24 protein-coding genes are annotated in these 23838 nt (G+C 63.7%); 10 read left to right on the top strand and 14 right to left on the bottom strand.

The window, feature by feature from the left end; genetic code table 11:
• Window positions 1-48: 48 nt before the first annotated feature.
• Window positions 49-1338 carry an NAD(P)H-dependent oxidoreductase gene (locus M3465_RS04295; RefSeq protein WP_249500460.1) on the top strand — a complete coding sequence of 430 codons (1290 nt, stop codon included), beginning with the start codon at window positions 49-51 and terminating at the stop codon, window positions 1336-1338.
• On the opposite strand, the gene M3465_RS04290 is transcribed toward M3465_RS04295, so the two are convergent.
• Window positions 1335-1664 carry a hypothetical protein gene (locus M3465_RS04290; RefSeq protein WP_249500459.1) on the bottom strand — a complete coding sequence of 110 codons (330 nt, stop codon included), beginning with the start codon at window positions 1662-1664 and terminating at the stop codon, window positions 1335-1337. The two genes, M3465_RS04295 and M3465_RS04290, sit on opposite strands and share 4 nt — an antisense overlap.
• A gap of 156 nt (window positions 1665-1820) precedes the next feature.
• Here M3465_RS04290 and mtgA point away from each other — a divergent pair, with 156 nt between their 5' ends.
• The 5 genes from mtgA (at window position 1821) to msrA (ending at window position 5544) form a co-directional block, all read left to right on the top strand.
• Complete coding sequence (gene mtgA, locus M3465_RS04285; protein WP_283254901.1) at window positions 1821-2606, top strand: monofunctional biosynthetic peptidoglycan transglycosylase; 786 nt, start codon at window positions 1821-1823, stop codon at window positions 2604-2606.
• A gap of 143 nt (window positions 2607-2749) precedes the next feature.
• Complete coding sequence (gene fzlA, locus M3465_RS04280) at window positions 2750-3415, top strand: FtsZ-binding protein FzlA (protein ID WP_249500458.1); 666 nt, start codon at window positions 2750-2752, stop codon at window positions 3413-3415.
• Window positions 3416-3487: 72 nt separating this feature from the next.
• Entirely contained in the window at window positions 3488-4519 is a 1032-nt protein-coding gene (queG, locus tag M3465_RS04275) for a tRNA epoxyqueuosine(34) reductase QueG (RefSeq protein ID WP_249500457.1), read from the top strand.
• A gap of 72 nt (window positions 4520-4591) precedes the next feature.
• A complete protein-coding gene (gene msrB / locus M3465_RS04270) occupies window positions 4592-5041 on the top strand; it encodes a peptide-methionine (R)-S-oxide reductase MsrB (RefSeq protein WP_249500456.1) in 450 nt (149 codons plus the stop codon).
• Window positions 5038-5544 (top strand): peptide-methionine (S)-S-oxide reductase MsrA, encoded by a 507-nt coding sequence (msrA, locus tag M3465_RS04265; RefSeq protein ID WP_249500455.1) that lies wholly within the window; start codon window positions 5038-5040, stop codon window positions 5542-5544. Before msrB ends, msrA begins: the two co-directional genes overlap by 4 nt.
• 54 nt (window positions 5545-5598) lie before the next feature.
• Here msrA and plsY read toward each other — a convergent pair whose 3' ends face one another.
• From plsY to M3465_RS04240, 5 genes are read right to left on the bottom strand one after another with little or no spacing between them, the layout of a single operon-like run.
• Window positions 5599-6210: a glycerol-3-phosphate 1-O-acyltransferase PlsY gene (gene plsY / locus M3465_RS04260; RefSeq protein ID WP_249500454.1), complete on the bottom strand. Its 612-nt coding sequence runs from the start codon at window positions 6208-6210 to the stop codon at window positions 5599-5601.
• Window positions 6210-7505: a dihydroorotase gene (gene pyrC, locus M3465_RS04255; RefSeq protein WP_249500453.1), complete on the bottom strand. Its 1296-nt coding sequence runs from the start codon at window positions 7503-7505 to the stop codon at window positions 6210-6212. The genes plsY and pyrC overlap by 1 nt, the downstream gene beginning before the upstream one ends.
• Window positions 7502-7897, bottom strand: a complete 396-nt coding sequence (locus M3465_RS04250) for a hypothetical protein (protein ID WP_249500452.1) — start codon at window positions 7895-7897, stop codon at window positions 7502-7504. Before M3465_RS04250 ends, pyrC begins: the two co-directional genes overlap by 4 nt.
• A gap of 16 nt (window positions 7898-7913) precedes the next feature.
• Window positions 7914-8462 carry an aspartate carbamoyltransferase catalytic subunit gene (locus tag M3465_RS04245; protein WP_249500451.1) on the bottom strand — a complete coding sequence of 183 codons (549 nt, stop codon included), beginning with the start codon at window positions 8460-8462 and terminating at the stop codon, window positions 7914-7916.
• Window positions 8459-9421 carry an aspartate carbamoyltransferase catalytic subunit gene (locus tag M3465_RS04240; protein ID WP_249500450.1) on the bottom strand — a complete coding sequence of 321 codons (963 nt, stop codon included), beginning with the start codon at window positions 9419-9421 and terminating at the stop codon, window positions 8459-8461. Before M3465_RS04240 ends, M3465_RS04245 begins: the two co-directional genes overlap by 4 nt.
• Window positions 9422-9536: 115 nt before the next feature.
• On the opposite strand from M3465_RS04240, the gene M3465_RS04235 reads away from it, so the two are divergent.
• The 4 genes from M3465_RS04235 to M3465_RS04220 all read left to right on the top strand — a co-directional run bounded on the left by M3465_RS04235 (window position 9537) and on the right by M3465_RS04220 (window position 15813).
• The gene (locus M3465_RS04235; RefSeq protein ID WP_249500449.1) at window positions 9537-10325 is read left to right on the top strand and encodes a uracil-DNA glycosylase; all 789 of its coding nucleotides are present in this window, start codon (window positions 9537-9539) and stop codon (window positions 10323-10325) included.
• Between the two features lie 3 nt (window positions 10326-10328).
• A complete protein-coding gene (gene moaB, locus M3465_RS04230; RefSeq protein ID WP_249500448.1) occupies window positions 10329-10871 on the top strand; it encodes a molybdenum cofactor biosynthesis protein B in 543 nt (180 codons plus the stop codon).
• Window positions 10872-10963: 92 nt separating this feature from the next.
• Window positions 10964-12421, top strand: coding sequence for an efflux RND transporter periplasmic adaptor subunit (locus M3465_RS04225; RefSeq protein ID WP_249500447.1), 1458 nt, complete (start codon window positions 10964-10966; stop codon window positions 12419-12421).
• Window positions 12422-12423: 2 nt separating this feature from the next.
• The gene (locus M3465_RS04220) at window positions 12424-15813 is read left to right on the top strand and encodes an efflux RND transporter permease subunit (RefSeq protein WP_249500446.1); all 3390 of its coding nucleotides are present in this window, start codon (window positions 12424-12426) and stop codon (window positions 15811-15813) included.
• Here M3465_RS04220 and M3465_RS04215 read toward each other — a convergent pair.
• From M3465_RS04215 to M3465_RS04180, 8 genes are all read right to left on the bottom strand, one after another.
• Entirely contained in the window at window positions 15810-16172 is a 363-nt protein-coding gene (locus M3465_RS04215) for a cupin domain-containing protein (RefSeq protein WP_249500445.1), read from the bottom strand. The two genes, M3465_RS04220 and M3465_RS04215, sit on opposite strands and share 4 nt — an antisense overlap.
• Complete coding sequence (pta, locus tag M3465_RS04210) at window positions 16169-17197, bottom strand: phosphate acetyltransferase (protein ID WP_249500444.1); 1029 nt, start codon at window positions 17195-17197, stop codon at window positions 16169-16171. The genes M3465_RS04215 and pta overlap by 4 nt, the downstream gene beginning before the upstream one ends.
• An 11-nt stretch (window positions 17198-17208) precedes the next feature.
• Window positions 17209-18243 carry a YeiH family protein gene (locus tag M3465_RS04205; protein WP_249500443.1) on the bottom strand — a complete coding sequence of 345 codons (1035 nt, stop codon included), beginning with the start codon at window positions 18241-18243 and terminating at the stop codon, window positions 17209-17211.
• Window positions 18244-18314: 71 nt separating this feature from the next.
• Complete coding sequence (xsc, locus tag M3465_RS04200; protein WP_249500442.1) at window positions 18315-20093, bottom strand: sulfoacetaldehyde acetyltransferase; 1779 nt, start codon at window positions 20091-20093, stop codon at window positions 18315-18317.
• Window positions 20094-20121: 28 nt separating this feature from the next.
• Window positions 20122-21525, bottom strand: a complete 1404-nt coding sequence (locus M3465_RS04195) for an NAD(P)/FAD-dependent oxidoreductase (RefSeq protein ID WP_249500441.1) — start codon at window positions 21523-21525, stop codon at window positions 20122-20124.
• Between the two features lie 37 nt (window positions 21526-21562).
• Entirely contained in the window at window positions 21563-21961 is a 399-nt protein-coding gene (locus tag M3465_RS04190; protein ID WP_249500440.1) for a nuclear transport factor 2 family protein, read from the bottom strand.
• Between the two features lie 11 nt (window positions 21962-21972).
• On the bottom strand, window positions 21973-22482 hold the full coding sequence (locus tag M3465_RS04185) for a universal stress protein (protein ID WP_249500439.1): 510 nt from the start codon (window positions 22480-22482) through the stop codon (window positions 21973-21975).
• Window positions 22483-22495: 13 nt separating this feature from the next.
• Complete coding sequence (locus M3465_RS04180; protein ID WP_249500438.1) at window positions 22496-23836, bottom strand: TRAP transporter large permease; 1341 nt, start codon at window positions 23834-23836, stop codon at window positions 22496-22498.
• Window positions 23837-23838 lie beyond the last annotated feature (2 nt).

The raw sequence follows: 23838 nt of genomic DNA, 5'->3' as shown, positions 1-23838 counted from the left end.
ATCATCACAGCCTTACTGCCGCGGCAATGGGCAAGGAAAGGACACGCGATGAACCTGGCAAGATTGGCGGCAGAGGCCAAGGAACGCGGCGCGCCGGTGCGGGCCGGATTGATCGGAGCGGGAAAGTTCGGATCGATGTTCCTCAGCCAAGTGCCGACGATCGCCGGGCTGAAGGTGACGGCGATTGCGGATCTTGATATCGGGCGTGCGCAGACGGCGTGCCGGGCCGTAGGCTGGGATGAGGACCGGATCGCCTCCGTCGTTTTTGTAGAGGACGGATCGGAATTGGCTGCGCGGGGTGATGTCGATGTGGTGATCGAGGCCACCGGCCATCCGCGCGCCGGGATCGCCCATGCGCGCGCCGCGATTGCGGCGGGCAAGCATGTCGTCATGGTGAATGTCGAAGCGGATGCGCTTGTCGGCCCCACCCTTGCCGCACAGGCGCGGTCTGCCGGTGTTGTCTATTCCATGGCCTATGGCGATCAGCCTGCGCTGGTGGCCGAAATGGTCGATTGGGCCCGCGCGACGGGGTTCAAGGTGGCGGCGGCTGGCAAGGGCACCAAATACCTGCCGTCCTATCACCGTGTCACACCCGATGACGTGTGGTCCCATTACGGGCTGACAGCGCAGGAGGCGAAGGCAGCGGGTATGAATCCGCAGATGTTCAATTCGTTCCTCGACGGCACCAAGAGCGCGATTGAGATGGTGGCGATCGCCAATGCCTGCGGGTTGGACGTGCCGGCGGCCGGGCTCGGTTTTCCGCCATGCGGTGTGGACGATCTTGCGCATGTCCTGCGCCCGCGAACTATCGGGGGCCAGCTTGACGGAAGCGGCATGGTCGAGACCGTCTCGTCTCTGGAACGCGATGGCAGGCCGGTGTTCCGCGACCTGCGCTGGGGCGTTTATGTCGTTCTCGAAGCGCCGAACGATTACGCCGCCGCTTGTTTCCGCCAGTACGGGCTGCCGACCGATTCGACCGGGCGTTTCGCGTCGATGTATAAGCCGTTCCACCTTATCGGGTTGGAGCTCTCCATCTCGGTTCTGAGTGCCGCGCTGCGCCGTGAGCCGACCGGGCAGGCGCGCGAAATGCGCGGCACGGTTGCCTCCGTTGCGAAGCGGGATCTCAAGCGCGGCGACAGGCTGGATGGCGAGGGCGGCTATACCGTTTACGGAAAGGCCCTGCCGCTCAGCAGCGCGGGCGACGCGCTGCCCATCGGGCTTGCGCAGGGGATCGAGCTGACCCGCGACCTGCCGGCGGGCGAGATGGTGAGCTTTGCGGATGTCGCCCTGGATGGAGATCCGGTTGCCGCGCTCTATCGTGAAACGGCAGGGCTCTAGCGCCAGATCAGCAGGGCAAGCATTCCAAGCGGAAGGATGGCTGCTGCAAATCGGGCGCGCCATTTTCCCGCGCTTCGACGCATCAGCCATCCCGCCAGAAGCCCGAGGCCGATCATCAGCGCCGGAAGCGCGATCGTCCCGATCATTGCGATGGCCAGCCATGGTTCGATCAACGCCGTGCGCGCCAGCAGCCAAAGCGTGAGCCCGGCGCTCAACCCGGCCGCCGATATGCCGGAGCCGATGACGAACGCCTGGCGGGGCAAATTGAGCGCGCGGCCCATGGCGAGGCCGAACAGATAAAAAGCAAGATATAAAATCAGGATCATTCGCCCAATGGGCGCGACTCGCAAGCTTTTGTAAACGGTTCGATTGCACGCTCTCGCCATCGATGGGCCATTTCAGGGCCGAGTTTTCCCAATACGGAGCAATTGCAGATGTGATGGATGTTTTCTTGGACGATGCCAGCGCCTAGAGTGCCTGCGATGGCAGGTGGCAGATCACAACAAACCGAACCGCAGGAACCGAGGCTCGACAAGCCAAGGCGATCCCGCAAGCGAAAGGCCGCAGCTCCGTCGCTCGTGGACCGTATTCTCGCGCCGTATCGCTGGCTGATACGCTGGGGGCTTCGAGCGGTGATCGCCGCGGCGGTGCTGGCTATTCTCGCGGTTGCAATGTTCGGCGTGGTGAACCCGCCCACAACGCATACGATCTGGACCGAAGGGCGGCGGATCGGGAAACCGGCGGCGCAGGAATGGGTGCCGGCGGACCGGATCGCGCCGGTGATGATGCGTTCGGCTGTCGCGGCAGAGGATGCCAATTTCTGTATGCATTGGGGCTTCGATGTCGAGGCGATTCAGGCGGCGATCGAAGCGGGCGGCGCGCGCGGTGCCTCCACCATCACACAGCAGGTGGTGAAGAACGTCTTTCTCTGGCAGGACAGGTCATGGCTGCGCAAGGCGCTGGAGGCGGGGCTGACCCCGCTGGTGGAGGCGATGTGGTCCAAGCGGCGTATCCTTGAGGTCTATCTCAACGTGGCTGAGTTCGACGAGGGCGTGTTCGGCGTGCAGGCTGCGGCGCGCCATTACTTCGGTGTCGATGCGCGCGATCTGACGGCCACGCAGGCGGCGCGCCTCGCCGCCATCCTGCCCTCACCGAAAAAGCGTTCGGCGTCGAATCCCAGCCATTTTGTCAAACGCCGCGCCGGCTCGATCCGTGCGGGGGCCGAAACGATCCGGGCGGATGGCAGGGCAAGCTGTTTCCAGGGATAGCCCGCGCTGACAGAAATCTGCCGTGAGATGAAAACCGCGCGCAAGGCCGTTATCCGGCGCGGGGCCATTGAACTGCGTGCCGCTTCGCTGCAAGTAGGTGGGGTTCCGTCACGATTTTCGACTCCCATCAGGACTTGCCCGGCATGGCCAAACTCTATCACGTTCCGCTTTCCCCTTTCTGCCGCAAGGTGCGGCTGAGTCTGGCCGAAAAGAAGATCGAATGTGAATTGATCGAGGAGCGGTATTGGGAAAAGGATCCCGATTTCCTGCGTCGCAACCCCGCCGCCAAGGTGCCGGTGCTCAAGATAGACGGCCGCACAATGTCCGAAAGCGCCGCGATCTGCGAATATCTAGAAGAGAAATACCCCGAGCCCGCACTCATGCCGCGCTCCGCCGATGCGCGTTATGAGGTGCGTCGGCTGGTCGGCTGGTTCGATGACAAGTTCCATCACGAGGTGACGTCGAAACTGCTTTATGAGCGGGTGAACAAGAAAGTCACCAAGCAGGGCTTTCCCGACAGCGGCAATGTCAAGGCGGGTGCCAAGGCGATCAAGTATCATCTCGACTACATGGCCTGGCTGCTCGACCACCGGCGCTGGCTGGCCGGCGACACGATGACATTGGCCGATTTCGCCGCCGCTGCGCATTTGTCGGCGCTGGACTATATCCGGGACGTGGACTGGAACCGAAGCGAGGCGGTCAAGGATTGGTATGCCAAGATCAAGTCGCGCCCCGCCTTTCGGTCGATCCTCGCGGATCAGGTTCCGGGCTTCCCGCAGCCGCCACATTATGCCGATCTCGATTTCTGATCCCGAGGACGGCGTGGGGGCCAGCCCCCACACCCCCGGAGTATTTCGAACGAGAAGAAAGAGACCCCCGCGATGGATTTGAAGCGGCGTGTGCATGAGCAGGCTTTGGCGGAAGGGTTTTCTCTTTGCCGTGTCTGCCGGCCGTGGGACGTGCCGGATGTGCCAGCGCGGCTGAAGGCCTATCTCGATGCCGGATATCACGGGCAGATGGCATGGATGGAAGAGCGTAGCCACTGGCGCGGAGCGCCGCAGGTGCTGTGGCCGGAGGCGCGGTCCGTCATCATGCTGGCGGAGAGTTACGGGCCCGATCACGATCCGCGCGACATTCTCGACCAGGGCGACAAGGCGGCAATCTCGGTCTATGCGCAGAACCGCGATTACCATGATATCGTCAAGAAACGGCTCAAGCGGCTGGCGCGCTGGCTGATTGCGGAGGCGGGGGGCGAGCTCAAGGTGTTCGTCGATACCGCGCCGGTGCCGGAAAAGGCGCTTGGGCAGGTCGCGGGATTGGGATGGCAGGGCAAGCACACCAATCTGGTATCGAGACAGTTGGGATCGTGGTTCTTCATCGGATCGGTGTTCACCACGCTCGACCTTGAACCCGATGCGCCGGAGGTCGATCATTGCGGCTCGTGCCGGGCTTGCCTGGATGTTTGCCCGACCAACGCCTTTCCGGCGCCCTACAAGCTGGATGCGCGGCGCTGCATTTCCTACCTGACGATCGAGCATCACGGACCGATTGACGAGACCTTGCGCCCGATGCTGGGCAACCGGATCTACGGATGCGACGATTGTCTTGCAGCATGCCCCTGGAACAAGTTCGCAAGCCGCGCGGCGGAGGTGCGATATCATGCGCGAGAGGATCTTCTCGCGCCGGATCTCGCGGAATTGGCAAAGCTGGACGATGCCGCGTTCCGCGCACGCTTCTCCGGCTCTCCGATCAAGCGGATCGGCCGCAACCGGTTTGTGCGCAACGTGCTCTATGCGATAGGAAATTCCGGCGCGGCGCCGCTCAGGCAGGTAGCGCGGGGTCTGGCCGACGATCCTGACCCCGCGGTTGCGGACGCGGCGCGCTGGGCGGTGCGCAGGCTCACGAAGAGATGAGCCGGTGTAATACGGCTTTTCATTCGTTCGGGCGGCCCCATCTATAGGGCAGTTCCGAAAGGGAGATGAGTCATGGCGAAGTATGAAAAGACCGACGCGGCGATCCGGAGCCTGACGCCCGAGCAATATCGCGTCACGCAGGAAAACGGCACGGAGCGGCCCGGCACCGGTGCCTATCTCGACAACAAGGAGCCGGGCATCTATGTCGATATCGTCAGCGGCGAGCCGCTATTCGCCAGCGCGGACAAGTTCGAGTCGGGCTGCGGCTGGCCGAGCTTCACCAAACCCATCGAGCCGGCGCATGTGAACGAGTTGCGCGATACGACGCATGGGATGATCCGCACCGAGGTGCGCTCCGCGCATGGGGACAGCCATCTTGGCCATGTGTTCCCCGATGGGCCGCAGGATCGCGGCGGTTTGCGGTATTGCATCAATTCGGCCAGCCTTCGGTTCATACACCGCGATGACATGGAGGCCGAAGGCTATGGCGACTATCTCGATCAGGTGGAGGATGTGGCATGAGTGAACGCGCTGTTCTGGCGGGGGGATGTTTCTGGGGAATGCAGGATTTGATCCGCAAGTTACCGGGGGTCGAAAAAACTCGCGTCGGCTATACCGGCGGCGATGTGGAGAACGCGACCTATCGCAATCACGGCACACATGCCGAAGGGATCGAGATCATCTTCGATCCGGAGGTGATCTCCTATCGCAATCTGCTCGAGTTCTTCTTTCAGATCCACGATCCAACCACGCTCAACCGGCAAGGCAATGATCGCGGGATGAGCTATCGGTCTGCGATCTATTATGTCGACGATGCGCAAAAGGCCGTCGCCGAGGATACGATCGCCGACGTGAATGCTTCGGGCGTCTGGCCGGGCAAGGTCGTCACCGAAGTCGAACCGGTCGGGGATTTCTGGGAAGCGGAGCCGGAGCATCAGGATTATCTGGAGCGGTTTCCCAATGGCTATACCTGCCATTTCCCGCGCCCGGATTGGGTTCTACCAAAACGCGACGCGGCGGAATAGAGCGTTTTGCCCGGCGTAGGGGGCGGCTTTTCGAATAGCCGTCCCGCCTTGCGGTCAGGCGTTCGAGCCGCCGATTCGCGGCTCGATGCCGGCGCGCAGCCGTGCGATATTGGCGCGGTGGCGCCACATGATGAGCGCGACGAGCACCAGCGTCAGCGCGAAGATTCCGCCTTTACCAAGCAGGATGCACCACAGCAGCGACCATGAGGCGGCGACGAGCGCGGAAAGGCTGGAAATCCGGCTGATCGCCGCTGCCGCCAGCCAAGTCGCGCAGGACAGCAGCCCGACCGGGAACGACAGCGCGAGCATGAGGCCGAGGAAAGTGGCGACGCCCTTGCCGCCCTTGAAGCCGAGCCAGACGGGGTAGCAATGTCCCAGGAACGCCGCAAGCGCGGCGATCTGGGCAGCCGACTCGCCGGCCGACATCCGAGCGAGCAGAACCGCGACGACCCCTTTGCCGCCATCGAGAAGCAGTGTTCCGGCGGCCGCCGTTTTGTTGCCGGTCCGCAGCACATTGGTTGCGCCGATATTACCCGATCCGATCGCGCGCAGATTTCCGAGGCCCATCGCACGCGTCAGAAGCAGGCCGAAGGGGATGGAGCCCAGCAGGTAGCCGATCACGGCCCAGAGGCCCAGCGCGGCGAGGCTCGTATCGATCTCTGGCATCAGGCGCTCCGGTAGACAGAGGTTCCGTTGACGAAGGTCTGCACAACCTTACCCTGCAGGCGCGCCCCGTCAAAGGGTGTGTTCTTGGACTTCGAGCGCAGCTGGAACCGGTCGAGGATGACGGGCTTGTCGGGATCGAATAGCACCAGATCGGCCGGCGCGCTCTTCGCCAGCCGTCCGCAGTCCAGTCCGAGACGTCGCGCCGGATTGAGGGACAGGGCGCGGAACAACGTCGGCAAATCGAGATCGCCGGAATGGTAGAGCCGCAGCAGCACGGGCAGCATCGTCTCCAGCCCGACAGCGCCGCTGGCGGCTTCCTCGAACGGGAGGCGCTTGCTTTCCTCGTCCTGCGGCGTGTGGAACGATCCGATCACGTCGATCAGCCCGGTCCGCACGGCTTCCACGACCGCCTGGCGGTCATCTTCGGCACGCAGGGGCGGCTTGACCTTGAAGAAAGTGCGATAGTCGGCAATGTCGAATTCGTTGAGCGTGAGATGGTGCATCGAAATGCCCGCCGTCACGTCGAACCCGTTGCGCTTGGCCCGTTCGAGCGGTGGCAGGGCGCGGGCGGTGGTGATCTGGTCGGCGTGATAGCGCACGCCGGTCATCTCCACGAGCGCGATATCGCGGTCGAGCCCCATGCGCTCGGCCATGGGAGAGACCGCGGGCAGCCCTCTGAGCGATGCGAACTTGCCCGATGTCGTCGCGGCGCCGGTCGACAGGGCCGGATCCTGCGGGTGGCCGACGATGAGCGCGCCGAGGGCGCGGGCATAGGTCATGGCGCGGCTCAGAACCTTCGTGTCGCGCACGACGCGGTCGCAATCGGTGAAGGCAACAGCACCGGCATCCATCAGGAACCCGATCTCCGTCATCTCGCGCCCCTCGCGTCCCTTTGTGAGAGCGGCCATAGGCAACACGTTCACAGGCGCCGCCTCGTTCGCGCGGCGGCGGATGAACTCGAGAACTTCGGGCGTGTCGATCGCGGGGCGCGTATCGGGCCGGGTGACGATGGTGGTCACGCCGCCTGCGGCGGCCGCCTGACCGGCTGAGCCGTAGCTTTCCTTGTGTCGCTCGCCCGGCTCGCAAATCTTCACGCCGATATCGACGATCCCAGGGGCGAGGCATTTGCCCCCGGCGTCGATCCGCGCGTCCTGCGGGACGTGATCGGTGCCGATCGCCGGGTCGGGCGTATCGAACACTTCCGCGATCACCCCGTTGCGCAGAAGAACCGAACCGGGAAACACGCGCCCCGCTTCGGGATCGATCAGCCGGGCATTGGTGATTAGCGTCGTCATGCGGTCTGCTCCGTCCGCGCGCGGGCTTTGTTGATCGTGTCGATCACCGCCTGCGGGTCTTCCTGATACTTGATGAGATGTTTGTCCCCGGTCGACGTCACGATCTGGACAGAACCGGCAAGGCTGCGCAGCGCCTTGATGTTTCCGAGCGTCGTATGGCGCTGGTAAGGCCCGTTCAGGCTCTGTCCCTCGAGCGTCCACACTTCGTCCAGAACTTCGGACGCCATATACCAGCCGCGCATAACCACCGCGGCAAAGCCTGCGACAGCGCCGGTCCAGACATGCGGATTGCCCAGCAGCCACAGAACGAGCATCGCACCGCCCATCGCGATGGCCGTCATCACCGCATGGGCGCGGATATAGGTCGTCCTGTCGGGGCGGAATTCGATCATCGGTGTTCGCTCGGCGTCAGTTCACGACGAAACGCGCGACGAGGATGCCGATGACCAGAAGGAAAAGCAGACCCAGAACGAGGATCCAGAGCGCCGAGCCTTGTTTCTGCTCCGGCGCCTTCGCGCCGCCGCCGATGCCTTTCGCGGCTTCACTGCGCACCGGCGCGCCGCGCGGGGAGGGGCTGGGTTCGTTGAACGTGCCGATCCAGCGCAGCGGTGCGGAAATGTTGAGTTCCTGTTCGGTCTGATCGAAGGCCTGCGACGGCAGGATCAGGACGTGACCCTTGAGCGCATCGAGTTGCGCGCGCATCGCCTCGAAATCCGCGCCGCTCACGTCATGGGCCTGCGCCAGATATTGCGAAAGCGTCATTTCCCCCAGATCGCGGATATCGACGACCTCGACAAAACTCTCGCGCAGCGATTTGGCCCCGAGCGCGTATTGCACGGGCCATTCTCCGGTGCCGGCCTGATGGGTGAACCGATCCACCGCGTCGCGGGGCAGATCGATGTGAAAGACCCGGATCACACCCCGTTCGCTGCTCTTGATCGTCATCGGCGTGCTCATGCCATCACTCCCTTGTCCATTGCACTGCGCCGCTCGCGCAGCGATCGCGCCAGCAGGTCCATCGCGGCCATGCGGACGGCAACGCCCATTTCCACCTGTTCCTGAATGACGGAACGGTTGATATCGTCGGCCAGCGTGCCATCGATCTCCACCCCGCGATTCATCGGACCGGGATGCATGACGATGGCGTCTTCCTTCGCATGGGTCAGCTTTTCGGCATCGAGCCCGTAACGATGGTAATATTCCCGTTCCGACGGGATGAAACCGCCATCCATCCGCTCCTTCTGAAGCCGCAGCATCATCACCACGTCCACATCGCGCAGCCCCTCGCGCATATCCTCGAACACCTCGACGCCGAATTCGGCGATCCCGGCGGGCATCAGCGTCGGCGGGCCGATCAGCCGCACGCGGTTTTCCATCTTGCCCAGCAGCATGATGTTGGAGCGTGCCACCCGGCTATGGGCGATATCGCCGCAAATGGCGATGGAGAGGCGATGTAGCCGCCCCTTGGCGCGCCGGATCGTCAGCGCATCCAGAAGCGCCTGTGTCGGGTGTTCGTGCCGCCCGTCGCCTGCGTTCAGCACCGCGCAATCGACCTTCTGGCTCAGCAGATCGACCGCGCCGGAATGGGGGTGGCGCACCACCAGAAGATCGGGCCGCATCGCGTTCAGCGTCATCGCGGTATCGACCAGCGTTTCGCCCTTTTTCACCGACGAGGCCTGCATCGCCATGCTCATCACATCCGCGCCCAGCCGCTTGCCCGCCAGTTCGAAGCTCGCCTGCGTCCGGGTGGAGTTCTCGAAGAACATGTTGATCTGTGTCATGCCGGCCAGAACATCCGTGCTGGTCGCCCGGCTTCGGTTGCGATCGGCATATTTGTCCGACAGGTCGAGCAGCACGGTTATCTCGTCCGGGCGCAGCTGTTCGATCCCCAGAAGATGTCGTTGCGTGAAGGTCATGCGTCGTCCTCGCCGGTCAGCCTTCCGGTTATAGGCGGGCCGCCGCGGGCCAGCAAGCAAACGAGCGATGCGATGCGCGCTTTTGTGCGGCGCGGCTTGGCGGTAGGGTCCGCGCATGGATTCGCAACTGGATTGGCACGCGGCGCGGGCGGCGCTGGAATGGCAGGTTGACCTGGGCGTAACCGAGACGATCTCGGATATCCCGGTCAACCGCTTCGAACAGGTGCCGCCGCCACCCAAGGCGGGGGTTGCGGGTGCGGTGCCGGCTCCCGACGTTCCGGTGCAGCCCGAGGCCGGGCCCGATCCGGTCGCCGAAGCAGAAGCGGCGGCACAAGACGCGCCGGATCTTCAGGCCTTGCGCACGGCGATGGCGGCTTATTCGCATTGCGAGCTGCGCAAGGGCGCACGCAATCTGGTGTTCTGCGACGGCAATCCGAAGGCGAGGGTGATGATCGTCGGTGAATCGCCCGGCCGCGAGGAGGACCGCATCGGCAAGCCTTTCGTCGGGCGCGCCGGACAGCTTCTCGACAGGATGCTGGCCGCCATCGACATGGGCCGCGAGCGCGAGGATGCGCAGTCGGTCTACATCACCAACGTCCTGCCGTGGCGCCCGCCCCAGAACCGCGATCCGAAGGCCGAGGAAATGGCGATGATGCTGCCCTTCCTCAAGAGACATATCGCGCTCGTGGACCCGGAAATCCTCGTCGTGATGGGCAACTTTTCCTGCCAGGCGCTTCTGGACAAGCGCGGCATCACCCGTTTGCGGGGGCAGTGGCACGATGCGCTTGGAAAGCCCGTTCTGCCGATGCTGCATCCCGCCTACCTGCTTCGCAACCCGTCCGCCAAGCGCGTGGCCTGGGCGGATTTGCTCGACCTGCAAGCGCGCCTGAACACGAAAGCCTGAGACATGAGCCGTATCGACGACAGCAAGCAATTCCTGCCCATTCGCATCGCCGTTCTGACGGTGAGCGACAGCCGGCAGGCCGATCAGGACCGTTCAGGCGATACGCTGGCTGGACGGATCGAAGAGGCGGGGCATATCGTGGCTGACCGCAAGATCCTGCGCGACGAGCGCGCCGAGATCGCCGCGCAGCTTCGCGCCTGGTGCGATCACCCGGAGATCGACGTCGTCATCTCGACCGGCGGCACGGGCCTTACCGGGCGCGATGTGACCGTCGAGGCGCATCGCGATGTGTATGAGAAAGAGATCGACGCATTCGGCACCGTGTTCACCGTGATCTCGTTTCAGAAGATCGGCACGAGCGCCGTGCAAAGCCGCGCAACCGGCGGCGTGCGCAACGGCACATATCTCTTCGCCCTGCCGGGCAGTCCGGGTGCCTGCAAGGACGCCTGGGACGAGATTTTGCGCGCACAATTCGATTATCGGCATCGCCCCTGTAATTTTGTCGAGATTTTGCCGCGTCTCGACGAACATTTGCGACGGAAATAACGCCCTCATCCGTGTTACGGTTGCACAGTTGTTGGAAAATATTCGGATCTGCCTATTTGTTCAGTCAGGTCTGTTTGTGAGGATGGTCGCCAATGCGCTTCTTGCGCCGTAGCCTGACCGGGCTTTTCCTGTTGTCGCTGACGCTCGGCCTGCTGGCCTTTGCCGCAATAACCGTGCGCGACGCCGTTCAGGACCGAATTTCGCAAGAACCGCGACGTTTCGAACAGCGCGAACGCGTGTTTGCGGTGAATGTCGTCCCGGTGGAGTTTCGCACGATCACGCCCGAGTTGACCGCCTTCGGGGAGGTGCAAAGCGCACGCACGCTGGAAATTCGCGCCGCCGCCGGTGGCCGCATTGTCGAACTTGCCCCCGATTTCATCGAGGGAGGGCAGGTTTCCGCGGAGCAGGTGCTTGCCCGTATCGACCGCGCGGATGCCCAGTCGGTGTTGCAACGGGTCGAGAGCGATATCGCCGATGCGCGGGCCGAACAGCGCGAAGCCGAGCGCGCCCTGATCCTCGCGCGCGATGAGCTTGTCGCCGCCGAAGATCAGGCGGCCCTGCGCGACCGTGCGTTTCAGCGCCAGCGCGATCTGGAAGATCGCGGCGTCGGCACTGCGGCTACGGTCGAGGTGGCCGAACTGGCCGCCGCGCAGGCACGTCAGGCGGTGCTGTCACGCCGCCAGGCAGTGGCACAGGCGGAGGCGCGGATCGATCAGGCCGAAACGCGCCTTTCGCGCGCCCTGATCGCAAAAGACGAAGCGCAGCGCCGTCTGGACGATACCGTCGTGACCGCCGGATTCAGTGGCACGCTCACGGATGTTTCGGTTGTCGAAGGCGGGCTTGTCGCGCCGAACGAACGGCTTGGCCGGCTGATCGACACCGACGCGCTGGAAGTGGCGTTCCGTGTCTCCACCCAGCAATTCGCGCGCTTGCTGGATGCCGAGGGCGATCTCGTCCCGGCAGAGATCAGGGCCACGCTCGATGTGTTCGGCACCGATCTCACGGCGACCGGCACGCTCAGCCGCGCGGGGGCTGCGGTGGGCGATGGGCAAACCGGGCGACTGCTCTTCGCATCGCTCGACGCGGCGCGGGGGTTTCGGCCCGGCGATTTCGTGACCGTCACGATCGAGGAGCCGCCGCTCGAACAGGTTGCGCGCGTTCCGGCCTCCGCGCTCGATGCGGCAAATGAAGTGCTTGCGCTTGGTCCCGACGACCGGCTGGAAGCGATCCCCGTCAATCTGGTGCGCCGGCAGGGCGATGACGTTCTGATCCGTGCCGATGGTCTCGATGGCCGCGATCTCGTGGCGCAGCGCACACCGCTTCTGGGCGCCGGGATCAAGGTCCGTGCGGTGCGCGAAACCGGAGCGTCCGCAAGCGCGGAGCCCGATATGGTTGAGTTGACCGAGGAGCGCCGCGCGCGGCTGACGGCCTTCGTCGAGGCCAATCTGCAAATGCCCGAGGAAGCGCGCCGCCGCATTCTCGATCAATTGTCGCAATCCTCGGTTCCCGCCCGCGTCGTCGCGCGGCTCGAATCGCGCATGGGCGGCTGAACGTGGCGCGCTCTCTTCCGGGCCGGGCGAGCGGCGTGCTCAGCTATTTCGTTCGTCACAGAACGGTTGCCAACCTGCTGTTGATCCTGATGCTCGCCGCCGGCCTGCTGACCTTTCCCAACATGCGCGCGCAGTTTTTTCCCGACGTGATCGTCGACAGCGTCAGCGTTTCGGTGAGCTGGGACGGTGCAGGCGCGGAAGACGTGGATCGCGGCATCGTTCAGGTGCTGGAACCGGCGGTTCTGGCGGTCGAGGGCGTGGAAAGTTCCGAAGCGACATCGCGCGAAGGCAGGGCCAGCATCCGGCTGGAATTCGAGCCGGGATGGGACATGTCGCGCGCGGCGGATGATGTGCAAACCGCCGTCGATGCCCTGACCACGCTACCCGAGGAGGCCGACGATCCGGTCGTTCGCCGGGGCGCGTGGCGCGACAGGGTGACCGATCTGGTCATCACCGGCCCGGTGGGTGTCGATCAACTGGCGCGTTTCGCCGATGAACTGAGTGTGCGGCTCTTCAACGAAGGCGTGACCCGAACCACCATTCGCGGCCTCTCAGCGCCGCGCACGGTCGTCGAAGTGCCTTCGTGGCAACTTATCGCGCATGACATCACGATGCAGGACATCGCCGCCGCCATTGCGCAGGAGGTCGATGCCGATCCGGCGGGCGATGTTGGAAACGCCAATACCCGCGTGCGCACTGGCGTCGAAAAACGCAGCGCCGATCAGATCGCGGGCATCGTCTTGCGCTCGCAGCCGGACGGATCGAACCTGACCGTCGGCGATATCGCGACGGTTCTGGTGGAGGGGATCGACCGCGAGCGGAGTTACTTCGTCGGTGACAATCCCGCCATTTCCGTCAGGGTCGATCGCAGCGACCGCGGCGATGCCATCGCCATTCAGGAAACGGTTGAGGAGGTCGCGGCACGGTTCGAGGCGTCGCTTCCCAATGGCGTGTCCATCGATCTTATCCGCACGCGCGCCGAGGCGATTTCCGGGCGGCTCGACATTCTTCTCGACAATGGGCTGACCGGGCTTGTCCTCGTCGTCCTGCTGCTCTTTCTGTTTCTGAACGTGCGCACCGCCTTCTGGGTCGCCGCCGGTATCCCGGCGGCCATGCTGGCGGCGGTGGCGTTCATGTGGGCGGCGGGGATCACCTTCAACATGATCTCTCTTTTCGCGCTCATCATCACCTTGGGGATCGTTGTGGACGACGCAATCGTCGTGGGCGAACATGCAGATCACCTCGCCCGTGACGGTTTGCCGCCAACACTTGCGGCGGAGCGCGCGGCGCAGCGCATGGCCATGCCGGTCTTCGCCGCGACGCTGACCACCGTGATCGCCTTTTTCGCGCTGGTGGCGGTCGGCGGGCGCTTCGGCGATCTGATTGCGGATATTCCCTTTACCGTGATCGCCGTGCTGCTTGCCTCTCTGGTCGAGTGTTTCCTGATCCTGCCGAACCATATGGCGCACGCGCTGTCGCATGGGGCGCGGCGGCACTGGTATGATGTGCCCTCCCGCGTCGTGAACCGGGGGTTCCGCTGGATCCGCGAAGCGCTGTTCCGTCCGCTGATGGCGGGGATCATTGCCGCCCGATACGCGGTATTGGCGGGCGCGGTCGTTCTGTTGGCGCTACAGGTCGCAAGTTTCATTCGCGGCGACGTTCAGTGGCGGTTCTTCAATTCGCCCGAGCAAAGCTCTGTCACCGGCAATTTCGCCATGGCTCCGGGGGCAACCCGCGCCGATACGCTCGAAATGATGCGCATCTTTCAGCAGGCGGTCGAGGATATGGGCGCGGAACTGGAAGAGCGGCATGGCGTCAATCCGCTCGAATACGTGATCGCCGAGGTGGGCGGAAATGCCGGGCGGGGGATCGCCGGGGCGGACACGAAGGATGCCGACCAGCTTGGCGGCATTTCCATCGAGTTGATCGACGCGGATGCCCGCCCCTATTCGAGCGCCGCCTTCATCGGTGAATTGCAGGACAGCATCCCGCGCCATCCGCTTGTCGAAACGATCAGCTTCCGAAGCTGGGCCAGCGGCCCGTCGCGCGATGCGCTGGGCGTGCAGTTGTTCGGGGCCGATGCCGAAACGCTCAAGGCCGCGGCCGAGGATCTGAAATCTGCATTGGCGCGCTATCCCGAAGTGTCGGGATTGGAGGACAATCTCGCCTATGACAAGGAAGAGCTGATCCTCGAACTGACCCCGCAGGGCCAAGCGCTCGGCTTTACCATCGACGCGCTGGGCCGCGTGTTGCGCGCGCGGCTTGGCGGGATCGAAGCCGCCACCTACCCGGATGGCCCGCGCAGCGCGGAGATCCGCGTCGAACTGCCCTCGGGCGAGCTGACCGCGGATTTCCTCGAACGCACGCAGATGCGCACGCCCGCGGGTGCCTACGTGCCGCTCGCCGATATCGTCAGCGTGGAGCGGCGCACAGGGTTTTCGACCGTCCGGCGCGAGAACGGCATACGGCTCATCTCAGTGACCGGTGACATTTCCGAAGACGACGCGGCGCGTGCTAATGAGATCACGGAGGCACTATCGGACGAAATCCTGCCTCAGGTTGCGAGCACGCATCAGGTCGAATACCGCCTGTCCGGTCTAAGCGAGCAGGAAGACGCCTTCCTTGCCGATGCGCGCACCGGGCTCATCATGGCGCTTCTGGCGATCTATGTGGTTCTGGCGTGGATTTTCGCCAGTTGGACGCGGCCGCTGGTCGTCATGTCGGTGATTCCCTTCGGGCTGGTCGGCACGATCTACGGTCACGCCTATTGGGACGTGCCGCTGAGCATGTTCACCGTTGTGGGGTTGCTCGGCATGACGGGGATCATCATCAACGATTCCATCGTTCTGGTCACGACCATCGATGAAAAGGCACGGACGCGCGGGCTCGTCCCTTCGATCATCGACGGCGCGGCGGATCGCCTGCGGCCGGTGTTTTTGACCACGGCGACAACGGTTCTGGGGCTTATGCCGCTGCTTTTCGAGCAATCCAACCAAGCGCAGTTTCTCAAGCCGACGGTGATTACGCTCGTCTACGGGCTGGGCTTCGGGATGTTTCTCGTGCTTCTGATCGTGCCATCCCTGATCGCCATTCAAAGCGATTTCGGCCGACTCATCCGCACGGCCCGACGCGGACTGAGATTTCGGCGCCGCCGCATGCGGGCGGTCTCAATCGTGGCATCGGCTTTGATCGCGATCTGGTTCGCTGCCACGCTTGGATCCGTGGCCGTCACCGGCGCGCTGCCGGAGCCGCTTGCGGGCACGCCTATCGGAGCGGGCGGCCTTGGCGCAGGTTTTGCCCTCTTCACCGCTGGCGCTGCGGTGATCTGCCTCGCCGTTTATCTGGTCGCGGTGATCCTGTTCGCCGTGGCCGCCCGACGCCCCGCAACCTAATCGCGCTCAAGAATGACGAAGTGCTTTTCGGTTGTCTCGATCACCTCCCAGAACCCGCGAAAGCCGTTCGGGATCAGGAAGCTCGCGCCTGCGCCGAATTCCTGCCGCGTGCCGTCCTCATGGATGAGAGCACATTTGCCGCGCAGGATGTAGCAATATTCATCCTTGTCGGTGAACGCATGCCATTTGCCGGGGGTGGACACCCAGCGCCCGACGCGCAGGCCGACGGCATCGTCGGAATGGGCGATCTCGATCTCCTGCCGGGGATCGCCCTCAATCACGCGATCCGGCTCGTCGGCAAGCCGGCGGGTTTTGGTCTCGGCGTCGAAGGAATGAAGGTCGATGACGTGGTTCGTCATGCCGGTGTCTCCTCTGTCAGACGCGCCGCGGCGGCCGCTTGTGCGCAGGTCACGGCGATCATGTGAACGATGTCTTGTGCGGAGCAGCCCCGCGACAGGTCATTGGCGGGTTTGGCAAGCCCCTGCAGGATCGGGCCGATTGCTGTGGCTCCACCGATCCGCTGCGCGATCTTGTAGCCGATGTTGCCGCTGTCGAGGTTCGGGAAAACGAACACATTGGCATTGCCGCCGAGTGGCGAGTCCGGCGCCTTCGCCGCCGCGACGGACGGTACGAAAGCGGCATCGAATTGCAGATCCCCGTCGATCAGCAGGTCCGGCCAAGCTTCCTTGGCAAGAGCGGTCGCTTCAGCCACCTTTGTCACCGCCGGGTGCTGCGCGCTGCCATGGGTCGAGAAGGACAGCATCGCCACGCGCGGAGTAGCGGCGGTCAGTTCGGCAAAGGACCGTGCGGACGCGCCGGCGATCAGCGCCAATTCGCGCGCGTCGGGATCGATCACCAGCCCGCAATCGGCAAAGACATAGGCTCCGGGTTTGGTATGGTGCTCGGCTTCCAGCAGCATGAGGAAAAAGCTGGACACGAGCGGCGCGTCCTTGTGCGGGCCGATCACCTGAATGGCCGTGCGCACGATTTCCGCGGTCGAGGTCACCGCGCCGCCGATCGTGCCATCGGCCCGCCCCGACGCGACGAGCGCGGCGGCATAGACATGCGGATTGCGCACAGCTTGCCGCGCGGCCTCCGGCGTCACGCCCTTGTGCTTTCGTCTTTCGTAGAACACCTGCGCAAGATCGTCCTGCAGCGGCGAGGTCTCTGGATCGTGCAGGTCAATCCCCGGCTCGACGCTCAGTCCAGCACGGGCGAATTGCTCCTGCATCAGCGTCATCGGACCCACCAGGATCAGCTGCGCAATGCCACGATCCCGCGCGTCCGACGCGGCGGCCACGACACGCGGATCGGCGCCTTCGCTCAGAACGATGGTTCGGTTCGTATTGGCCGCATTGGCCAGGATCTGTTCAATCGGGTTCATCTGCCTGTTCCTCAATGCCCGAGCAATGCAACGCCGATCAGCACGAGCGCCGCGATAAAGATCGTCTCGGCGACGATCAGCAGGATCGCCTGCCCGCCGACATCGAGGATGCGCTTGAGCGACGTTTTCATACCCACCGCCGCGATCGAGATGAGCAGCGCCCAGCGCGACAGGCTCGACATCGCGTCCGACACGACCGCCGGGATCAGGCCGAAGGAATTGAGCGCGGCGAAGAACAAAAAGCCGATCACGAAAAAGGGCAGAAGCGGCGGGCGCTTGCCGTCCGTCGCGGTATCCTCGACATAGCGGCGCATGACGAGCGAGATGACGAGCACGACCGGCGCCAGCATCGCCACACGGATCAGCTTGACCAGCGTCGCGACCTCGCCGGTTTCCTCAGACACAGAGAAGCCCGCGCCGACGACCTGTGCGACGTCGTGAATCGTGCCGCCAAGGAAGACGCCCGCGACCTCGTCATTGAACTCGAACACCTGCGCGAGAATCGGGTAGGCGACCATCGCCACGGTCGAAAGCACGGTGACGGACAGGACAGTGAAGATCAGGTTCCGCTCGGAATGTTCATTGCGCGGAAGAACGGCGGAGATCGCCATCGCAGCCGAAGCGCCGCAGATCGCCACCGATCCGCCGGTCAGCAAGCCAAAGCGCCAGCCGCGTCCGAGGATGCGTGCGCCCAGAAGCCCGAAGCCGATGGTCGCCACGACGCCGGCTATCACCAGCCCGATCAGATCGCCGCCCAGCCCGATCATCAGCTCCGCGCTGATGCGCACGCCAAGAAGCGCAACGCCGATCCGTAGCACGGTGCGAGCGGTGAACTCGATGCCCGGTTTGCATGCGCCTTCCTCGGCGAGAAAGTGAAAGGCGATGCCCAGAAGCAGCGCGAGCAGCATTGCCGGCGCGCCGTAATGCTCAGACAGGAACTGCGCCGCGACAGCGATGACAGTGGCGACGAGAAAGCCCTGAATGTTGGTTTGAAAGGTCTCACGCAATGTCGTGGTGACCGTCTTCGGCGTCCAGGCCAGTTGCATGACACACCTCGTATCGGGAAAAAGAAAAAGGTCCCGGCCCTGCGCGGGGCCGGGACCGGGATCATGTGCGGTTATTCCGCGGCGTGCGCCATGTCGGAGGACGAAACGCCTGCCACCTGGACCGGCTTCTTCATCGCGTCGCGGCGGAACGGATCGCCCAGCTCCTGGTTGATCATCGCCTCGATCAGCGTCGTCTTGCCGTTCTCCATCTGATCCTTGATCGCCTGGTTCAGCGCATCGGTCAGCTCTTCCATGGTGCGCGCAACAACGCCCTTCAGGCCGCAGGCCTTGGCGATGCCGGCATAGCTGACCTGCTCATCGAGTTCGGTACCGACGAAATTGTCGTCGAACCAGAGTGTCGAGTTCCGCTTCTCCGCGCCCCACTGGTAGTTGCGGAAGACGATCTGCGTGATCGGCGGCCACTCGCCCCGGCCGATTGCCGTCAGCTCGTTGACCGCGATGCCGAAAGCCCCGTCACCGGCGAACCCGACGACCGGAACATCCGGGCGCCCGATCTTGGCGCCGACGATGGCCGGCAGGCCGTAGCCGCAAGGCCCGAAAAGACCCGGAGCGAGATACTTCCGGCCTTCCTCGAAGGACGGGTAAGCGTTGCCGATGGCGCAGTTGTTGCCGATATCCGAAGAGATGATCGCATCCTTCGGCAGCGCCGCCTGGATCGCGCGCCACGCCATGCGCGGGCTCATCCAGTCGGGCTTGGCCGCGCGGGCACGTTCGTTCCAGTTCGTGCCGGGATCGTCTTCCTCGTGATCCATCGAGCTGAGCTGCTGCGCCCATTTGGATTTCGTCTCCGCGATGCGGTTGCGGCGCTCCTCGCGGCCCTCGTCACCGGCATTGTCCGACAGTTGCGACAGAATACCGTTCGCCACCTTGGCCGCATCGCCGACGATGCCGACGGTGACTTTCTTGGTCAGGCCGATGCGGTCGGGGTTGATATCGACCTGGATGATCTTGGCATCCGTCGGCCAGTAATCGATCCCGTAGCCCGGCAGTGTCGAGAACGGATTGAGGCGCGTGCCGAGGCACAGAACGACATCCGCCTTGCTGATCAGCTCCATGCCGGCCTTCGAGCCGTTATAGCCCAGCGGTCCGGCAAAGAGCGGATGATTGCCGGGGAACGCATCGTTGTGCTGGTAGCCGACGCAGACCGGCGCATCGAGACGCTCCGCCAGTTGCTTGGACGCTTCGATGCCGCCTTCGCTGAGAACGACGCCGGCGCCGTTGAGGATGACCGGGTTCTTCGCGTTCGACAGCAGCTTCGCCGCCTCGGCAACCGAGTTGGAGCCGCCCGGGGAGGATTCGAATTCGATCGGATCGGGGATCTCGATATCCACCACCTGTGTCCAGAAATCGCGCGGGATGTTGATCTGCGCCGGGCCGCACAGACGCTTGGCCTGGCTGATGACGCGGGTCAGAACCTCCGCCACGCGGGACGGATCGCGCACCTCCTCCTGATAGGCGACCATGTCCTCGAACAGCTTCATCTGCTCGACTTCCTGAAAGCCGCCCTGACCGATTGTCTTGTTGGCGGCCTGCGGCGTGACCAGCAGGAGCGGCGTGTGGTTCCAGTAGGCGGTTTTCACGGCGGTCACGAAGTTGGTGATGCCGGGGCCGTTCTGCGCGATCATCATCGACATCTCGCCGGTGGCGCGTGTGTAGCCATCGGCCATCATCCCGGCGGAGCCTTCATGGGCGCAATCCCAGAAGGTGATGCCGGCGCGCGGAAAGAGATCGGAGATCGGCATCATGGCCGAACCGATGATCCCGAACGCATGCTGGATGCCATGGCGCTGCAGAACCTTCACAAAGGCTTCTTCGGTGGTCATTTTCATAGGTTTTCTCCTTGAAACTCGAGGGATTTCAGATGACTTCGTCTTTGAGGTGATACCAGACATAGGCTATGCGCTGGCCCATCCTGCGGAACGGTGTCAAGGGGCCGTGACCGGGAAGCGGCGAAGTGAAGATCGGCAGATCGAACGCCTCCGTCTTTTGTCCGGCGACAAGCTGCGCCATGCGGCGCCCGGCCTGCGCGGAATACATCACACCATTGCCGCCATAGCCCATCGCGTAAAAGATGCGCGATTGCGGATCGGGCTGGAAAATGCGCGGCATCATGTCGTGGCTCACATCGACCCAGCCCCACCACGAATAGTCGAGGCTGATCCCGTCGAGCGCGGGAAACTTGCGCGCCAGACCCTTGCGAAGCAATTGCAGATGCTTGTCGTTCTCCGCATCGCGCCCGGTGACGGCACTGCGCGATCCGATCTGCACCCGGTTGTCCGGCAGCAGGCGGTAATAGTGCCGCAGCGTGCGCGTGTCGGTCAGCGGCGACTTGACCTGGATGCCGCACTCGTCGAGCTCGGCCTTGGTGAGCGGCCGCGTGACCATCGAGTTCGACAGGATCGGCATGAGCCGATGCTTCGTGCGCTTGTGCAGACCGACGGGCGTATAACCGGCGGTCGCGATGGCAACCGACCTGGTCTTGACGATGCCGCCGGGCGTGCGCAGGTAATGCCACTCGCCGCGCTGTTGCCAGCCCATGACCGGGCTTGCGGTATGCACCTTGGCACCCAGACGGCGGGCCATGCGCAGGTAGCCGTAGGCCAGCTTGGCCGCATGAACGCAGGTGCCGTCCGGCTCCCAAAGTGCGCCGGCGGCTTCCTGATCGCGAACGTGGTTTTCATGCAGTTCCTCGCGCGACAGGATTTTCGCGCCATAGCCGAACGTGTCGTTGAGAACCCGGCATTCGTTCTTCAGCCCGTCCATGACCTTGTCGCGATGCGCGATATAGTAGTGACCGCCCGGTTGCGGATCGCATTGCACATCGTCATCGGCGATCAGGTCCTCGAACAGTTCGAACGCCTCGGACACCTCGCGGTGCATCCCGCGTGCGACATCCACGCCCCAGCGCTTGATCCACTGGGATCGCTTCAGCCGGCCCGAGGAAATCTGCGCCTGCCCGCCATTGCGGGTGGAGCATCCCCAGGCCACGGTGTTCGCCTCCAGAACCACCGGCTTCATGCCGTGATCCTTGGCGAGGTGGATCGCGGTGGACAGGCCGGTATATCCCGAGCCGATGACGACCACATCCGCCTCGATATCGGCGGTGACGGGGCCGTCATCGTCGGGCGCGGGGCCCGCCGTGCCGATCCAGTAGGTCGGCGCGAAATCGCGGTTGTGTCCCGGCCCTGCATCGAGGATCGGGTCGTATTTCGGATCGTAGCTGGACTTGGGCCAGGTCAGAGGGATAGAGCCATCGGGCATCGTCATGTCCTCCAATGAAACGGTGGGTGAGCGGGGGTTAGGCCTTGAACGGGGGGCGCTGCTTGCGCAGGGCCTGCTTCACGACGATCTTGCCATCGCGCAGCGTGAACAGATCGGCGCCTTCGGCTTCGACGCGCATGCCGTTCGCGTCGGTGCCCGAAAAGGTCCATTCCGAAACCGCGCGGTCGCCATGCACGAAATGCGAATGATGATCCCAATGGGCATCCTTCATGCCGCCCCAGACGGCCGAGAACGCATCGGCGATGGCCTTGGCGCCTTCGATCTTGGTGCCGTATTTCTCATCGCCGCCAACGGTGTAGAAAACGCAATCATCCGCGAAATGGGTCATCACGCCATCGATGTCGTGGCGGTTGAACGCGTCGAACGTGTCGGCGAGGTCTTGCGCGGTCAGGGTCTTGTCGAGTGTGGTCGTCATCGGTGTCTCCTTCATTTCCTGGGTGTTTCGGGATCGTCCCGGTAGGGCACGATCATCGTCGGTATCTCGGAACGGCGCAGAACGCGCTTTGCCGTCGTGCCGAGAAAGGTATGCGAAAGGCCGTGGTCATGCGCTCCCATCACGATGAGATCGCAGCCAAGCTCCTTGGCGCGGCGCAGGATCACTTCGGCCGGATAGCCGTCCGTCACCTCGACCGATGTGACCTGATCGCGGATCGCGCGATCCTCGTCATCGAGCGCGGCCCAGAAGCGGGCCTGGCGTTCCTCGAGGATCTTGCGCACCATCTCGTGGCGGCGCTGCGCGGCGGTCTTGCGCGCTTCCTCGTTCAGCACGAACAGCTCGAAAGTGATCTTGGCGTCCTCCGACACCGGCTCGTTCACATGCAGCACATGGATATCCGCGCCCATCGCCTGCGCAATGCTGGCGGTGTGAGCCAGTGCAAAGGTCGAATTATGCGTCAGGTTGGTGGCGAACAGGATATTCGTGATTGACGGTTTCATGGTCCCGGCCTCCTCAATAACCCAGCAGCCGTGGCAGCCAGAGCGACAGTTCCGGCACATAGGCGATGATGAAAATGGCGATGGTGTTCACCAGCGCGAACGGCAGCGCGCGGAGCGAGATTTCCTCGATGGTGATATTCGAGATGCCCGATGCGATGAAAAGGTTCTCCCCCAGCGGCGGGGTCTGGAACCCGATGCCGAGCGCGCAGACCATGACCACACCGAAATGGATCGGATCGATCCCGACGCTATAGGCCACGGGCAGCATCACCGGCACGAGGATCAGGATCGTCGCCAGCGTTTCCATGAACATGCCGACAAAGAGAAGGAAGAAGATGATGAGCGCCCAGATGATGTAGATATTCGTCGTCATGCTGAGCATAGAGTCCGCGATCAGCGCGGGGATCTGGTTCTCGACCAGCAGGCGGCCGAACACCGTAGCCGTGAAGAGGATGAGCAGAACGCGCCCGGTGAGCCATGTCGTCGCTTCGAGCGACTGGAAAAGCGATTTCCACGTCAGTTCCCGGTAGATCACGACGCCCACGAAGATCGTGTAGGCGATGGCGACGATGGCGGCCTCGGTCGGGGTGAAGAAGCCGGTGTAGATCCCGCCAAGGATCACGAGCGGCGCCATCAGCGACCAGAAGCCTTTGTAAAGCTGCGTGCCGATGAGCGAGACCGACCAACCGTCAGCGCTGCCCGAATAGCCGCGCTTCTTGGACAGAAGATAGTTCATGAAGAGCAGCGAGGATGCGATGAGGAAGGCCGGGACAAAGCCCGCGATGAAGAGCTTGGAGATCGACACGGACTGGAACGTGCCATGTTCAGCAATTGCTTCGGCGGGCGGCGCCATACCGAGCGCGGCGATGCCGAAGATGACCATCGGGATCGACGGCGGAATGACGATGCCCAGACCGCCCGAGGAGGCCGTGACAGCAGAGGCATAGCCGCGGTCATATCCACGGTTGATCATCGCCGGGATCATCAGCATCCCCACGGCAGCGGTGGTTGCCGGACCCGAGCCGGAGATCGCGCCGAAGAACAGGCAGGCCATGACCGTCGCTGCCGAGATACCGCCGGTGAACGGGCCGGCGAAGCTTTCGGCGACGCTGATGAGCCGCTTGGAAATCCCTGCCGCTTCCATCAGCGCACCCGCCAGGATGAAGGCCGGCAGCGCCATCAATGGGAAGGAGCCGACCGAGGTGAAGGCGATCTGCACGAACTTGATCGGGTTGTCGCCCAGGTAAAGGAACGAGATCAGCGACGAGACGCCAAGCGCCACGGTGATCGGCGCGCCGATCAGCAGCAGGACCAGGAACGATCCGAAAAGGATGGACGTGATTTCGGCTTCCATTG

The sequence above is a fragment of the Marivita sp. GX14005 genome, from assembly GCF_023370775.1.
In the GTDB taxonomy this organism is placed as follows: domain Bacteria; phylum Pseudomonadota; class Alphaproteobacteria; order Rhodobacterales; family Rhodobacteraceae; genus Marivita.
The sequence above is the reverse complement of the archived record's forward strand: the minus strand, read 5'-3'. Positions and strand labels throughout refer to the sequence as shown.

What these genes read in the sequence shown, in the direction of transcription:
- M3465_RS04295 (WP_249500460.1), top strand. Translation starts at nt 49, where the DNA reads ATGAACCTGGCAAGATTGGCGGCAGAGGCCAAGGAACGCGGCGCGCCG.
- M3465_RS04290 (WP_249500459.1), bottom strand. Translation starts at nt 1,664, where the DNA reads ATGATCCTGATTTTATATCTTGCTTTTTATCTGTTCGGCCTCGCCATG.
- mtgA (WP_283254901.1), top strand. Translation starts at nt 1,821, where the DNA reads ATGGCAGGTGGCAGATCACAACAAACCGAACCGCAGGAACCGAGGCTC.
- fzlA (WP_249500458.1), top strand. Translation starts at nt 2,750, where the DNA reads ATGGCCAAACTCTATCACGTTCCGCTTTCCCCTTTCTGCCGCAAGGTG.
- queG (WP_249500457.1), top strand. Translation starts at nt 3,488, where the DNA reads ATGGATTTGAAGCGGCGTGTGCATGAGCAGGCTTTGGCGGAAGGGTTT.
- msrB (WP_249500456.1), top strand. Translation starts at nt 4,592, where the DNA reads ATGGCGAAGTATGAAAAGACCGACGCGGCGATCCGGAGCCTGACGCCC.
- msrA (WP_249500455.1), top strand. Translation starts at nt 5,038, where the DNA reads ATGAGTGAACGCGCTGTTCTGGCGGGGGGATGTTTCTGGGGAATGCAG.
- plsY (WP_249500454.1), bottom strand. Translation starts at nt 6,210, where the DNA reads ATGCCAGAGATCGATACGAGCCTCGCCGCGCTGGGCCTCTGGGCCGTG.
- pyrC (WP_249500453.1), bottom strand. Translation starts at nt 7,505, where the DNA reads ATGACGACGCTAATCACCAATGCCCGGCTGATCGATCCCGAAGCGGGG.
- M3465_RS04250 (WP_249500452.1), bottom strand. Translation starts at nt 7,897, where the DNA reads ATGATCGAATTCCGCCCCGACAGGACGACCTATATCCGCGCCCATGCG.
- M3465_RS04245 (WP_249500451.1), bottom strand. Translation starts at nt 8,462, where the DNA reads ATGAGCACGCCGATGACGATCAAGAGCAGCGAACGGGGTGTGATCCGG.
- M3465_RS04240 (WP_249500450.1), bottom strand. Translation starts at nt 9,421, where the DNA reads ATGACCTTCACGCAACGACATCTTCTGGGGATCGAACAGCTGCGCCCG.
- M3465_RS04235 (WP_249500449.1), top strand. Translation starts at nt 9,537, where the DNA reads ATGGATTCGCAACTGGATTGGCACGCGGCGCGGGCGGCGCTGGAATGG.
- moaB (WP_249500448.1), top strand. Translation starts at nt 10,329, where the DNA reads ATGAGCCGTATCGACGACAGCAAGCAATTCCTGCCCATTCGCATCGCC.
- M3465_RS04225 (WP_249500447.1), top strand. Translation starts at nt 10,964, where the DNA reads ATGCGCTTCTTGCGCCGTAGCCTGACCGGGCTTTTCCTGTTGTCGCTG.
- M3465_RS04215 (WP_249500445.1), bottom strand. Translation starts at nt 16,172, where the DNA reads ATGACGAACCACGTCATCGACCTTCATTCCTTCGACGCCGAGACCAAA.
- pta (WP_249500444.1), bottom strand. Translation starts at nt 17,197, where the DNA reads ATGAACCCGATTGAACAGATCCTGGCCAATGCGGCCAATACGAACCGA.
- M3465_RS04205 (WP_249500443.1), bottom strand. Translation starts at nt 18,243, where the DNA reads ATGCAACTGGCCTGGACGCCGAAGACGGTCACCACGACATTGCGTGAG.
- xsc (WP_249500442.1), bottom strand. Translation starts at nt 20,093, where the DNA reads ATGAAAATGACCACCGAAGAAGCCTTTGTGAAGGTTCTGCAGCGCCAT.
- M3465_RS04195 (WP_249500441.1), bottom strand. Translation starts at nt 21,525, where the DNA reads ATGCCCGATGGCTCTATCCCTCTGACCTGGCCCAAGTCCAGCTACGAT.
- M3465_RS04190 (WP_249500440.1), bottom strand. Translation starts at nt 21,961, where the DNA reads ATGACGACCACACTCGACAAGACCCTGACCGCGCAAGACCTCGCCGAC.
- M3465_RS04185 (WP_249500439.1), bottom strand. Translation starts at nt 22,482, where the DNA reads ATGAAACCGTCAATCACGAATATCCTGTTCGCCACCAACCTGACGCAT.
- M3465_RS04180 (WP_249500438.1), bottom strand. Translation starts at nt 23,836, where the DNA reads ATGGAAGCCGAAATCACGTCCATCCTTTTCGGATCGTTCCTGGTCCTG.